Origin of the sequence: Streptomonospora alba (assembly GCF_000826685.1) — a bacterium.
Classification (GTDB): Bacteria; Actinomycetota; Actinomycetes; order Streptosporangiales; family Streptosporangiaceae; genus Streptomonospora; species Streptomonospora alba.
In genome coordinates, this window is sequence record NZ_JROO01000026.1 from 81,579 (window position 1) to 94,308 (window position 12,730).

General features: G+C 75.2%; 9 protein-coding genes. All 9 read left to right on the top strand.

What is annotated here, in order from left to right; all coding sequences use genetic code 11:
• Window positions 1–192 precede the first annotated feature (192 nt).
• The 9 genes from nirB (at window position 193) to LP52_RS13465 (ending at window position 12,703) form a co-directional block, all read left to right on the top strand.
• Window positions 193–2,754: a nitrite reductase large subunit NirB gene (nirB, locus tag LP52_RS13425; protein ID WP_040273770.1), complete on the top strand. Its 2,562-nt coding sequence runs from the start codon at window positions 193–195 to the stop codon at window positions 2,752–2,754.
• 74 nt (window positions 2,755–2,828) lie between these two features.
• Window positions 2,829–3,257 (top strand): nitrite reductase small subunit NirD, encoded by a 429-nt coding sequence (nirD, locus tag LP52_RS13430; protein WP_084723166.1) that lies wholly within the window; start codon window positions 2,829–2,831, stop codon window positions 3,255–3,257.
• Window positions 3,254–4,447 carry a uroporphyrinogen-III synthase gene (locus LP52_RS13435; protein ID WP_040273772.1) on the top strand — a complete coding sequence of 398 codons (1,194 nt, stop codon included), beginning with the start codon at window positions 3,254–3,256 and terminating at the stop codon, window positions 4,445–4,447. The genes nirD and LP52_RS13435 overlap by 4 nt, the downstream gene beginning before the upstream one ends.
• Window positions 4,447–5,136, top strand: coding sequence for a sirohydrochlorin chelatase (locus LP52_RS13440; RefSeq protein WP_040273774.1), 690 nt, complete (start codon window positions 4,447–4,449; stop codon window positions 5,134–5,136). Before LP52_RS13435 ends, LP52_RS13440 begins: the two co-directional genes overlap by 1 nt.
• Window positions 5,137–5,578: 442 nt before the next feature.
• A complete protein-coding gene (locus tag LP52_RS28375; RefSeq protein WP_052809806.1) occupies window positions 5,579–6,277 on the top strand; it encodes a septal ring lytic transglycosylase RlpA family protein in 699 nt (232 codons plus the stop codon).
• 212 nt (window positions 6,278–6,489) lie between these two features.
• On the top strand, window positions 6,490–10,116 hold the full coding sequence (locus LP52_RS13450) for a TM0106 family RecB-like putative nuclease (RefSeq protein ID WP_040273776.1): 3,627 nt from the start codon (window positions 6,490–6,492) through the stop codon (window positions 10,114–10,116).
• Window positions 10,117–10,440: 324 nt separating this feature from the next.
• Complete coding sequence (locus LP52_RS13455) at window positions 10,441–10,755, top strand: hypothetical protein (protein WP_040273777.1); 315 nt, start codon at window positions 10,441–10,443, stop codon at window positions 10,753–10,755.
• A gap of 88 nt (window positions 10,756–10,843) precedes the next feature.
• On the top strand, window positions 10,844–11,368 hold the full coding sequence (locus LP52_RS13460; protein ID WP_157036322.1) for a hypothetical protein: 525 nt from the start codon (window positions 10,844–10,846) through the stop codon (window positions 11,366–11,368).
• A gap of 57 nt (window positions 11,369–11,425) precedes the next feature.
• The gene (locus LP52_RS13465) at window positions 11,426–12,703 is read left to right on the top strand and encodes a tyrosine-type recombinase/integrase (protein WP_157036323.1); all 1,278 of its coding nucleotides are present in this window, start codon (window positions 11,426–11,428) and stop codon (window positions 12,701–12,703) included.
• The last annotated feature ends 27 nt before the right edge of the window (window positions 12,704–12,730 follow it).

Genomic DNA, 12,730 nt, shown 5'->3' on the forward strand with positions numbered 1-12,730 from the left:
CGCGGGTCTGCGCGGTGACCGACCCCCTGCTCACGGCGTTCACCGTTTCGCCGCCTGCAATGCCAGGGAAACGAAACCTCTCCTTCACGGACGGCTGACGGTCGCGAAACACGCTCCGGGTTGCCTGAAAGGCACAGAGCAACGGCCGCCGGCGCTCGGCGCCCCGCCCACCAGCGAGGAGAAGAACCCGGCATGAGACAGCTTGTGGTCATCGGGAACGGCATGGTCGGACACCGCCTCGTCGAGGCCGTCCTCAGCCGCGACACCGACGCCCCCTGGCACATCACCGTCCTCGGTGAGGAGCCGCGCCCCGCCTACGACCGCGTCGCCCTGTCCTCCTACTTCGACGGCGCCGGCGAGGAGGAGCTGCGCCTGCCCGAACTGTCGGACCGCCCCGGCGTCGACGTACTGCTGGGCGAGCCCGCCACCGCCGTCGACCGCCACGCGCGCACCGTCACCACCTCCACCGGCCGGGTGCTGGACTACGACGCGCTCGTGCTGGCCACCGGCTCCTCGGCGTTCGTGCCCCCGGTCCCCGGACACGACCTGCCCGGGTGCCACGTCTACCGCACCATCGAGGACCTCGAGAACATCACCGCCACAGCCTCGGCCGCCGTCCAGCGCAGAGACGCCCCCGGCGTGGTCGTGGGCGGCGGCCTGCTCGGGCTGGAGGCCGCCAACGCCCTGCGACTGCTGGGCATGCGGGCCCACGTGGTGGAGATGGCGCCGTGGCTGATGCCCCGCCAGGTCGACGAGGGCGGGGGAGCGGTCCTGGGCCGGCTCATCGCCGAGACCGGCGTCACCTGCCACACCGCCGCCGGACTCGCCGGGATCGAACCCGCCCCCGGCGGCGAGGGCCTGCGCGTGCTGCTGGGCGAGCAGGGACCCGGACGGCAGAGCGTCGACGCCGGCATCGTCGTCTTCTCCGTGGGCGTGCGCCCCCGCGACGAACTCGCCCGCGCGGCGGGCCTGGAGATCGGCCCCCGCGGCGGCGTCGCCGTCGACTCCGCCTGCCGCACCAGCGACCCCCGCATCTACGCCGTGGGCGAGTGCGCCAGCGCCCAAGGCACCGTCTACGGCCTGGTCGCCCCCGGCAACGCCATGGCCGAGGTCGCCGCCGACAACCTCGTCGGCGGCCGGGCCGCCTTCACCGGCGGCGACACCTCCACCAAGCTCAAACTGCTGGGCGTGGACGTGGCCAGCTTCGGCGACGCCCAAGGCACCACCGAAGGCGCCCTGGAGGTCGTCCTCAACGACGCGCCGGGCCGCCGCTACGCCAAGCTCGTCGTCTCCGACGACGCCACCACCCTGCTGGGCGGGGTCCTGGTCGGCGACGCCTCGGCCTATGCGAGCCTGCGCCCGCTGGTGGGACGCGCGCTTCCCGGCGACCCGCTCGACCTCATCGCCCCCGACCGCGGCGGCTCCGGCGGCGTGGGCGCGGCCGCCCTGCCCGACGACGCCCAGGTCTGCTCGTGCAACGCCGTAACCAAGGGCGCCATCGGCACCGCCATCGCCGAGGGCAGCACCGACATCCCCGCCCTGAAGGCCTGTACCAAGGCCGGAACCAGCTGCGGCTCGTGCGTGCCGATGCTCAAGACCCTGCTCGCCGACTCCGGCATCGAGCAGTCCAGCGCCCTGTGCGAGCACTTCGACCACTCCCGCGCCGAGCTGGTCGAGATCGTCGCCGCCACCGGCGTTTCCACGTTCTCCGAGCTCATCGCCCGCCACGGCACGGGCCGCGGCTGCGACATCTGCAAGCCCGCCGTGGCCTCGGTCCTGGCCTCCATGGGCGGCGGCCACATCCTCGAGGGCGAACAGGCGGCGCTGCAGGACACCAACGACCACTTCCTGGCCAACCTCCAGCGCAACGGCACCTACTCGGTGGTACCGCGCGTGCCCGGGGGCGAGATCACGCCCGAGAAGCTCATCGTCATCGGCGAAGTCGCCCGCGAGTTCGGCCTCTACACCAAGATCACCGGCGCCCAGCGCATCGACCTGCTGGGCGCCCGCGTCGAGCAGCTGCCCGCGGTCTGGGCGCGGCTGGTCGAGGCCGGGTTCGAGTCCGGCCACGCCTACGGCAAGGCCCTGCGCACCGTCAAGTCGTGCGTGGGCAGCACCTGGTGCCGCTACGGAGTCCAGGACTCGGTGGCCATGGCCATCCGCCTGGAGACGCGCTACCGCGGCCTGCGCTCGCCCCACAAGCTCAAATCGGCCGTCTCCGGCTGCGCACGCGAATGCGCCGAGGCCCGCAGCAAGGACTTCGGCGTCATCGCCACCGAGCACGGCTGGAACCTCTACGTCGGCGGCAACGGCGGCTTCACACCCCGCCACGCCGAACTGCTGGCCGCCGACCTCGACGACGAGACGCTCGTGCGCTACATCGACAGGTTCCTGATGTTCTACATCCGCACCGCCGACCGGCTGCAGCGCACCGCCGCCTGGATCGAGGGGCTCGAGGGCGGCCTGGACCACCTGCGCGCGGTCGTGACCCAGGACAGCCTGGGCATCGCCGCCGAGCTGGAGGAGGCCATGCGGCGCCACACCGCCGGCTACGCCGACGAGTGGCGCGGCGTCCTGGAGGACCCCGACAAGCTCGCGCGCTTCGTGTCCTTCGCCAACGCCCCCGAGGCTCCCGACCCCACCATCGCCTTCGAGATCGAGCGCGACCAGCCGGTCCCTGCCGGCCCCGTGGCCCTGGGCATGCCCGAGGCGCCCGGTCGCGCCGGCGCCCGGCCCGCCCGGGCGCCGGCCTGAGCGGCTCAGCAGAGAGACGCCCCACCTCCGGCGCGCCGCGCCGGAGCACCAGCCCACCTGGAGGTGCGACGCCGATGAGCACGACCGCCCGCCAGCCCGCCACCGCCCCGAGTGGCGGCGCTTCGCGCCGCCTGCCCACGCCGCCTGTCACCGACCGGTCGTGGGTCGCCGCCTGCGGCTCGGATAGGCTCGTAACCGAACGCGGCGTCGCCGTCCTCCTGCCTGACGGGGGACAGGTCGCCGTCTTCCGCACGCACGACGACGTGCTTTACGCGGTGGGCAACATCGACCCCTTCAGCGGCGCGGCGGTGATGTCCCGCGGCATCGTCGGCGACAGGGCCGGCGAGCCCACCGTCGCCTCGCCCATGCTCAAGCAGGTGTTCTGCCTGCGTACCGGACGGTGCCTGGACGAGCCCGACGCGGGACTGCCCACCTACGCCGTGGAGTCGCGCGACGGCGTGATCCACGTCTGCACCCGACCGGACGAGGGCGCCACTACATGACACCCACCCCGCCCACCGCACCCGCCGCCCGCACGGCGCCCGACGGCGACCGGGCCCCCGGCGCCGCCACCGTGGCGCCGCTGGCCGGGTTCACCGTCGCCGTCACCGCCTCCCGCCGCGCCGAGGAGCTGGCCGCGCTGCTGCGCCGCAAGGGCGCCGAGGTGGCCAGCGCCCCGGCGCTGCGCATCGTCCCGCTCAGCGACGACCAGCGCCTGGCCGGGGCCTCGCGCGAGCTGACCCGCCGCCCCGCCGACGTCGTCGTGGCCACCACCGGCATCGGCTTCCGCGGCTGGGTGGAGGCCTGCGACACGTGGGGCTGCGCCGAGGATCTGGTCCGCGCCATGGGCTCCTCCCGGGTACTGGCCCGCGGCCCCAAGGCCAAGGGCGCCATCCGCGCCGCCGGCCTCAAGGAGGAGTGGTCCCCGCCCTCGGAGTCCTCGGCCGAGGTGCTGGACTACCTGCTGGAGAGCGGGGTCGACGGGCTGCGCGTCGCCGTGCAGCTGCACGGCGACCCCCTGCCCGACTTCTGCGCCGCCCTGCGCATGGCCGGCGCCGAGGTCGTGGAGGTGCCCGTCTACCGCTGGACCGAACCCGAGGACACCGCGCCCTTGGACCGGCTGATCGAGGACGTGGCCGCCGGCGGCGTGGACGCCGTCACCTTCACCAGTGCGCCCGCGGCCTCCTCCATGCTCGCGCGCGCCCGCCTCCTGGGTGCCGACCGCGCGCTGGTCGAGCAGCTGTGCGGCCACACCCTGGCCATGTGCGTGGGCCCGGTCACCGCACGTCCGCTCATGGTCGAGGACATCCCCACCGTCTGGCCCGAGCGCGCCCGCATGGGCGCCATGGTCAAGCGCCTGGCCGAGGAGCTGCCCGAGCGCTTCCCCGCACTGGCGGTCGCCGGGCACCGGCTGCGGCTGCGCGGCCACGCCGTGCTCGTCGACGGCGCGGTCTGCCCCGTCTCGCCCGCGCTGATGCGGGTGATGCGCGAGCTCGCCCGCCGCCCCGGCCAGGTCCGCGACCGCGCCGACCTGCTGGCCTCGCTGGGCGGCGACGGCGACGCCCACGCCGTGGAGACCGCAGTGGCCCGGCTGCGCAGTGCACTGGGCGACTCCCGCATCATCCAGACCGTGGTCAAGCGCGGATACCGGCTCGCGCTGGACTCCGGCGAGTGCGCACCCGGGGGTGACTGATGGAGGCTCCGACCCTGCTGCTGGCCGTGCACGGCACCCGCGACCCGCGCGGCACCGCCGAGGCCCGCCGCCTGGCCCGCGCCGTCGCCGAGGCGGCCGGAGCCGAGGTGCGGCTGGGCTTCGCCGACGTGCTCGCCCCCGATGTCGGCGAGGTCGCCGCCGGCATCGACGGCCCCGTCGTCGTGGTGCCCGCCTTCCTTGCGGCCGGCTACCACGTCCGGGTGGACATCCCCGCCCAGCTGGAGCGCGCCGGTCGCGGCGACGCCGTGGTCACGGGCGCGCTGGGCGGCGACGAGCGGCTTCTGGAGGCGGCCGAGCGCCGCCTGCGCCAGGCCGGGCGGCGCTCGGGCGAGGCCGTGGTGCTGGCCGCGGCGGGCTCGTCCGACCCCTACGCGCGCGCCCAGGTCGCCGCCGCCGCGCAGCGGTTGTCCGACCGGCTCGGGGTCGCGGTCGAGGAGGGCTACGTCGCCACCGCCGAGCCCACCGTCGCCGAGTCCGTGCGTCGGCTGCGCGCCCGCGGCCACCGCCGAGTGGCCCTGGCGTCGTGGCTGCTGGCGCCGGGCCTGTTCCACCAGCGCCTGGCCGAGGCGGGAGCCGACACCGTGGCGGGTCCGCTGTGCCCCGACGGCGGGGTCGCCGCCGCCGCGGCCGCCCGCTACCGCCACGCAGCGGTGCCGGTGGCGGTCTGAGGCCCGGGCACGCGAGCGCCCGGACCACGGGGCGTTCGCCCCGGGGCGGCCGCGGGCAGGCCCGGGGCGCCGTTCGGTGCCGGTCGGTCCGGGCCTGGGGAGGGGTGGGCACAGGTACAGTCGTTCCCGGAACCGACGCAAACCTGGGCGTAATGGGCATGTGGTCACGGTTCGTATGCATCCCGGAGCCGGCGCGTCATGCAGGGCGGCCGGCTCGGTGAAAAACTCCACAGACCTTCATCCGCTGGACGCGTTACCGTCTCGTGATGAATAATCCCTTCTCGGCACTCGATGAACCCCTCAGCGGTTCGCCGCCCCCCGGAACCGAGGCCACCGCCACCGCCCCCTGAGCCGAGTGGCACCACCGCGCACGCGCGGCCCGCCCCAACCCCGCGGCCGCCGGCGCGGCTGTCCGCAGTCCCCGTTCGAAGGACGTCCCACCGTGGGCAACCGCCAACCCGCTCGCGCCTCCCTACGCGAGCGCCTCCGAGAAAAACGCTCCCTCCTCGTCGTCACCGCGACCGGCGCCGCGCTCATCGCCGCCGGAACAGCGGGCGCCGCCACCGTCGACTCCCTGGCCTCCGGTCCCGGCGCCGCCTCACCGCAGGCGGCCCTGCCCGCCGCCGAGACCGCCGACTCCCGGCCCGCCCCCGACCCCTCCGCCACCTCCGGCCGGCAGCAGGACCAGGACCGCACCGACCAGGCCGAACAGCAGCGCAAAAAGGCCCTGGAGGCGGCCACCCAGTCCGTCAGCGCCACCGCCCGCCAGGAGCAGGCCGAGTCCGAGCCCGCCGACGACTCCGGTACTTCCACCGGCTCCGGCGACGCTTCGGGCGGATCGGACCTGAGCGCCACAGGCCAGGGCGGCTCGTGCGAGGCCTCCATGTACAGCGAGCCCCAGCCCACCGCCAGCGGCGAGCAGTTCGACCCCAGCGCCATGACCGCCGCGCACAAGAGCCTGCCGATGGACACCATGGTCGAGGTCACCAACCCGGCCGACGGCAGCTCGGTCACGGTGCGCATCAACGACCGCGGCCCCTACATCGCCGGACGCTGCCTGGACCTGTCCACCGCCTCCTTCGAGAAGATCGCCTCGCCCTCGGCCGGCGTCGTCGACGTGCAGTGGCAGGTCCTCGGCTAGCCCCAGGCACAGCACCGGCATCGCCGACTCGGCGCTCGGCGCCGGCGTGCGGGAACGTCGCCCGGCCCGGCCCGGGCCGACCGCCCCGCCCGCGACGCGCACCCGTGCGCCCGCACGGAGACCGGCCGCACCCGCCGTGTGCAGCTGCCCGCGCGCCCCCGCCGCGACGTGGCAGAATGCGCGAAGGCCACGCAGCGGGAAGGGAGTGGCGCGTGTTTCGTACCGAGCACAGCCGGGTCGTCTCGCCGACCGACCTGGTCGACGCCATGGAGTGCGAGCACCGCAGCACACTGCGCATCGCCGCGGCCGCCGAAGTCCCCGGCGCGCCCGCCCCCACCGATCTCGACCCGCTCATCGCCCAACAGGGCGCGGCCCACGAGCAGGCCGAACTCGACCGGCTGCGCGACCTCTTCGGCGACGGCGTCGTCGCCATCGCCGACCCGGCCCCCACCGACGCCGCGCTGCGCGCCGCCGCCGAGGCCACCGCCGAAGCCATGCGCGCCGGCGCCCCCGTCGTCTACCAGGCCTGCTTCTACGACGACTTCGCGCCCGGCACCGCCTTCCACGGCCGTGCCGACTTTCTGATCTCCACAGCCGTGGACCCCGCAACCGGCGCCTCGCGCCCCGGACCGCAGACGCGCTACGAGCCCTGGGACACCAAGCTCGCCCGCAACCCCGGCCCCTCGGCCATCCTCCAGCTCACCGCGTATGCGGCAGCGCTGGAACGCACCGAAGCCGGCCGCGGCGAGTACATGCACCTGATCACCGGCGACCGCGGCGTACACAGCCACCGCGTCGCCGAGTTCCTGCCCATCCTGCACGGCGTCCGCCAACGCCTGCTGGAGAGCCTGTCCCGCCCGCCCGCGCTGCCCGACCCGCTGTGGGGCGCGCCCCGCCCCTCCTGCGACGGCTGCGGCTACAGCGACCTGTGCGCCGCCGGCCGCGCCGAGGCCCGCCACCTGTCGCTGGTGGCCGGAATGCGCACCGACCAGGCCCGCCGCCTCGACGACTGCGGCATCGCCACCATCGACGCCCTGGCACGCGCCGGCGACGACGACCGCCCCGCGGCCATGCCGCGCCACTCCTTCGCGCGGCTGCGCGAGCAGGCCGCGCTGCAGGTGCGCCAGGACGCCACCCGCAGCGCCGAGGACCCCCAGGGCACCGTCATCGCCGAGGTCTACTCCGATGAGGGGCTCGCCGCGCTGCCCCCGCCCAGCCCCGGCGACGTCTTCTTCGACATGGAGGGCTATCCCTACTACGACGGCGCCGACGGCCGCGGCCTGGAGTACCTCTTCGGCGCCGTCACCCGCGCCGACCCGGGCGAGGACCCCGCCGGCGGCGAAACCGAGGAGTTCCACGCCTTCTGGGCCCACGACCGCTCCCAGGAGAAGCGCGCCTTCACCGACTTCGTCGACTTCGTGTGCGAACGCATCGACGCCGACCCCGCGGCCCACGTCTACCACTACGCCTCCTACGAGGCCGACCGGCTCAAGCTCCTCGCCGCCGCCTTCGGCACCCGCGAGGCCGAGGTCGACGAACTACTGCGCCACCGCCGCCTCGTCGACCTCTACACCACCGTCAAAAAGAGCCTGCGCGTCTCCCAGCGCTCCTACTCGATCAAGTACCTCGAACCCCTCTACCTGCCGAGGAACCGCAGCGGCGACGTCACCACCGCCGCATCCAGCATCGACGCCTACGCCGACTACCTCGCCGCCACCCAGGCCGGCGAGACCGAGCGCGCGGACAAGATCGTCAGCGGCATCGCCGACTACAACCGCGACGACTGCGCCTCCACCGCCTACCTGCGCGACTGGCTGGAGGACCTGCGCACCGAACACGGCATCACCGCGCGCCCGGCGGGCCAGAGCGAACTCGTCGCCGAGGACGCCGACGAGCGCGCCGCCGAACGGCGCCGCCGCCGCGAGGAGCAGGAGGCCCGGCTGCGCGCCCTGGCCGACCCCCTGCTGGAAGGCGTCCCCGAGGACTCGGCCCAGCGCAGCCCCGACCAGCGGGCCCGCGCGCTGCTGGCCGCGCTGGTGGGCTACTACCGCCGCGAAGAGAACCCCTCGTGGTGGGACTACTTCCGCCGCGTCTCCGCCCCCGTCGAGGAGCTCGAAGCCGACAACGAGTGCCTGGTGCCGCTGCGTGCGCGCCTGGGAGGCTGGCAGGAGCCCACCGGCCGCCAGAAGCTGGCCCGCCGCGAGATCGAACTGCGCGCCGACCCCGCCCGCCCCCACCCCTTCGCCGCGGGCGACTCGGTGCGGCTGCTGTATGCGGGAGCGCCCGGCCAGGAGGCCGACACCGTCAACGCCGCCGTCGAGGCCGCCTCGCCCGAACGCCTCGCCCTCGTCGAGACCTCCGCGCCCGGCGAAACCTACGCCCGCGCCCCCTCGGCCGTGCTGCCCGGCGCCCCCGTGCGGTCGGCGCCCAAAGACGAGGCGCTGTGGTCGGTGGCGGCCGAGGCCGCCGAGACGCTGCCCGAGCTGCCCGAGAGCGCCGGAATCGACGTGCTGCTCCGCCGCCCCCCGCGCACCGCCGGCGGCGCCGGCCTGCCCGAAGCCGCCGAGTACGGCGGCGCCCCGGTGGCCGCCGCCATCGCCGCCGCCGACCGGCTCCACTCCTCCTACCTGGCCGTCCAGGGCCCGCCCGGCGCCGGCAAGACCTACCTGGCCGCCCGCCTGATCACCCACCTGGTCGCCTCCGGCCGCACCGTGGGCGTGTGCTCCACCAGCCACAAAGCCGTGGAGAACGTGCTGACCGCGGCGCTGCACGCCGCCCGCACCGGCGAGCCCGGCTCCGCCCCGAGCGGAGACGTCCAGAGCCGCCTGCCCTGCGCGAAACGCCCGCCGGCGAAGAAACCCGACCCCAAGGCCGCCTGGGATCAGCCCAAGACCCCCAAGGAGCTGGCCGCTTGGCGCGCCGAGCGGCCCGCCGGCCACCTCGTCGGCGGCACCGCCTGGAACATGGCCAACGAAGCGATGATCGCCGATCCGCTGGACGTGCTGATCATCGACGAAGCCGGCCAGTTCGCCCTGGCCGACACCCTCGCCGTGTCGGCCGCCGCCCGCAACCTCGTGCTGCTGGGCGATCCCCAGCAGCTGCCCCAGGTCGTCCAGGGCGCCCACGGCGAGGGCGCGGCGGCCTCGGCCCTGGAACACCTCGTGGGCGGCGCCGAGATCATCGACCCTGCGCTGGGCTACTTCCTGGACCAGACCCGGCGCATGCACCCCGCCGTCTGCGCTCCCGTCTCCCAGCTGTCCTACCGCGGCATGCTGCGCGCCCACCCCAGCGCCGCCGAGCGCTCGATGAGCGGCATCCCCGCCGGCCTCTACCGCTACGAGACCGCCCACAGCGGCCGCGCCACCCACAGCCCCGAGGAGGTCGAGGCGGTCGTGGCCATCGCCGCCGACCTGGTCGGGCGCACCTTCCACGAACCCGGCGCCGTGGTCGACCGCGAGATCACCGGCGAGGACATCCTGGTCGTCGCCCCCTTCAACCTGCAGGTCCGCGCCCTGCGCCAGGCTCTGGACACCGCCGGCCTGGAGGGGGTGCGCGTGGGCACCGTGGACCGGTTCCAAGGCCAGGAGGCCCCGGCGGTCATCTGCTCCATGACGGTCTCCAGCGCCGCCGACGCCGCCCGCGGGCTCGACTTCGTGCTCTCGCGCAACCGCCTCAACGTGGCCCTCTCACGCGCCCAGACCGTGGCCGCCCTGGTCTACTCGCCCCAGCTGGGCGCCTCGGCCCCGCGCTCGGTCGCCGAACTGCGCGTCCTGGCGGGCTTCGCCGGGCTGTGCGAGTCCGCCGCCCCCTGGCCCGCGTCCGGCCACCCGCGCCCCTGAGGACGCCCGGCGGCGGGGCCGTCCGGCACTCCCGTTCGCTTCGCGCCGCCCCGCGCCCGGTCTCAGCTTGATCAACGCGCCGATGCCGAGTTGGATGTCCACTATGGCACCGAGACGGCCCCACGCGCTCCGGCGATCCCGGAGCATCGACCGCAGGGCGGCGCCGCCGCGCCGCGTCGTCCCCGACGGCGTGCTACGCCCGGCCCCGCCCCCACCGCGGCGCCGCGTCGGTGCAGCCACCGCCGCACCGGTCGCCACCGCCGCGTCTACCCGCACACCCCGTGCCGCCGCCGGCGGCCGCTTCGTTGGGAGAAGGTTCCCCCGTTGACGCCAGCAGAGAACGGAGACCGGCAGATCCGCAACACCCGCCACCCCTTGGGAGTCCGGATCACCGCGGGCCTGCTGTGCGCAGCCAGCGTGGTGCTGGGCCCGCTCGGCTACCTGCGCGCCATCGCGGCCGGCGAAGGGTCCGCGGCCGAGTGGTACACCCTGAGCTTCAGCGCGTCGGTGGGCCTGCCGCTGCTTGCCGCCGCGATCGCCACCGTCGCCGGCGACCGCCGCGCCGCGCTGTGGTCGCTGGCGACGGTGGTCTGGCCCGTCGTCTACGTGATCGCCGTGCACGTGCTGCTCGCCGGCTGAAGCGGACACCGCCCCGGCGCGCGGCAGCTACGTTGGAGCGCGGGCGGCCCGCCCGGTCCGCCCGCCGTCTTCGACCACGGAGAAACGCGTGTCGCCCAAGAAGAAGGCCAAGCGGCCCGGTCGTCCCGCAGGGGGCGGCCCGCCCCAGGCCCCCACCGCATCCGGCAGCCGAACGGCCCCCCGCACCACCTCCGGCGAAGCCGACGCCCCTGCCCCCGCCGCCGCGGGCCGCTCCGGCGTCAGCCGCGTCCCGGTCGTCCTCGACGACCGCCGCCGCTGGCCGGCGGCCGTGTGGACCGCCCTGGCCTCGGTGTGGGCGCTGGGATCGCTGGTGTGCTTCGTGCTCTTTCTGGCCGAGGGGTACGCCCTGATCAGCCAGGAGCCGGGCACGGACGCCGCCGCCGGCATGACCGCGGCCGCCTGGTACCTGCTGGGGCTGGTCGTCTGCGCGCTGGGGGCGCCCCTGGCCGGAGCCGTGTGGGCCGCCCTGCTGCGCCGCAAGGTCGCCGCCGTCATGTTCGTCCTCGCCCTGGTGGTCTCCTCAGCGGCACTGTTCTCCATGGACACTCCGGCCGGTATCGCCGCGGCCATCGGCAACGGCATCGCCGGCTGAGCCCGCTGCGGCGCCGCGCCGCACCCCGCTCACACCGCGCGGCCGCAATGGGCCATCATGGCCTCCGTGGCCGACGACACCCCCCGCACACACGACACCGCACACCGCGACACCGGCACCGGCGCCGACGGCGTCGCCGAGATCGTCCCCGCCGAGGTGCGCGAGCACCTGGTAAGCGGCACCCGCAGCGTGCTGGTCGACGAAGGCGCACTGGAGGCGGTGCGCCGCCGCTTCGACGACGAGCAGGCAGGAGCGCTGGGCCGCTACCTCGCCTCGGCCCAGTCGGCCAACACCTTGCGCGCCTACCGCTCCGACTGGATCGCTTTCACCGCCTGGTGCCTGGCCGAGGGCCGCCGGTCCCTGCCCGCCGACCCCGTCGACGTGGCCGTCTACCTCGCGGCCGCCGCCGACACCGTCCGCCCCGACGATCCCGCCCGCTGGGCACTGGCGCCCTCCACGCTGGAGCGCAAGGCCGCCGCCATCTCCGCCGTCCACGGCGCCCAAGGCCTGGCGAGCCCCACCCGCAGCGAGGTCGTACGCATGACCCTGCGCGGCGTCCGGCGCCGCCGCCGCGCAGCACCGCGCCGCAAACGCCCCCTGCTGCTGCCCACCCTGGAAGCGCTGCTGGCCGAACTGCCCGAGCCCGAGGACCCCCGCGGCGGCACCGCCCGCCGCCGCGACGCCCTGCTGCTGCTCGCCGGCTTCGCCGGGGCCCTGCGCCGCAGCGAACTCGCCGCCCTGTCCTTCGACGACGTCGCCCTCGACGCCGACCACCGCACCGGCGCCCCCATGCTCGTCGTCCGCCTGGGCGCCACCAAGACCGACCAGGACGCGCGTACCGAGCAGCAAGTCGCCCTGCCGCGCGGGCGCCGACCCCAGACCTGTCCCGTGTGCGCCTTCGCCGACTGGGCCGACCTGCGCGAAGCCTGCCGCGACGGCGGAGCCGAGGCCGTGGCCCGCCACCTGGCCGAAACGCCCCCGCCCGCCCCCGGCACCCACCGCTGCCACACCTACACCGGTACCGACCTGGCCGACGGCACCAACCGCCCGCTGTTCCCGTCGGTGGACCGCCACGGCCGCATCGGCGCCAAGGCCGTTTCCGGCCGCGCCGTGGCCGACCTGGTCAAGCGCTACACTCGTCGCGCGGGCCTGGACGCCGACGCCTTCTCCGGCCACTCCCTGCGTGCGGGATTCGCCACCCAGGCAGCCATGGGCGGCGCCAGCGACCGCGAGATCATGCGCCAGGGCCGCTGGAGCAACGCCCGTACCGTCCACGGCTACATCCGCACCGCCAGTCCGCTTGAGGACAACGCCGTGACCCGTTTGGGTCTGTGATCACCCCGAGTCCTGAATATGTCAAGA

What these genes read in the sequence shown, in the direction of transcription:
- nirB (WP_040273770.1), top strand. Translation starts at nt 193, where the DNA reads ATGAGACAGCTTGTGGTCATCGGGAACGGCATGGTCGGACACCGCCTC.
- nirD (WP_084723166.1), top strand. Translation starts at nt 2,829, where the DNA reads ATGAGCACGACCGCCCGCCAGCCCGCCACCGCCCCGAGTGGCGGCGCT.
- LP52_RS13435 (WP_040273772.1), top strand. Translation starts at nt 3,254, where the DNA reads ATGACACCCACCCCGCCCACCGCACCCGCCGCCCGCACGGCGCCCGAC.
- LP52_RS13440 (WP_040273774.1), top strand. Translation starts at nt 4,447, where the DNA reads ATGGAGGCTCCGACCCTGCTGCTGGCCGTGCACGGCACCCGCGACCCG.
- LP52_RS13465 (WP_157036323.1), top strand. Translation starts at nt 11,426, where the DNA reads ATGGCCTCCGTGGCCGACGACACCCCCCGCACACACGACACCGCACAC.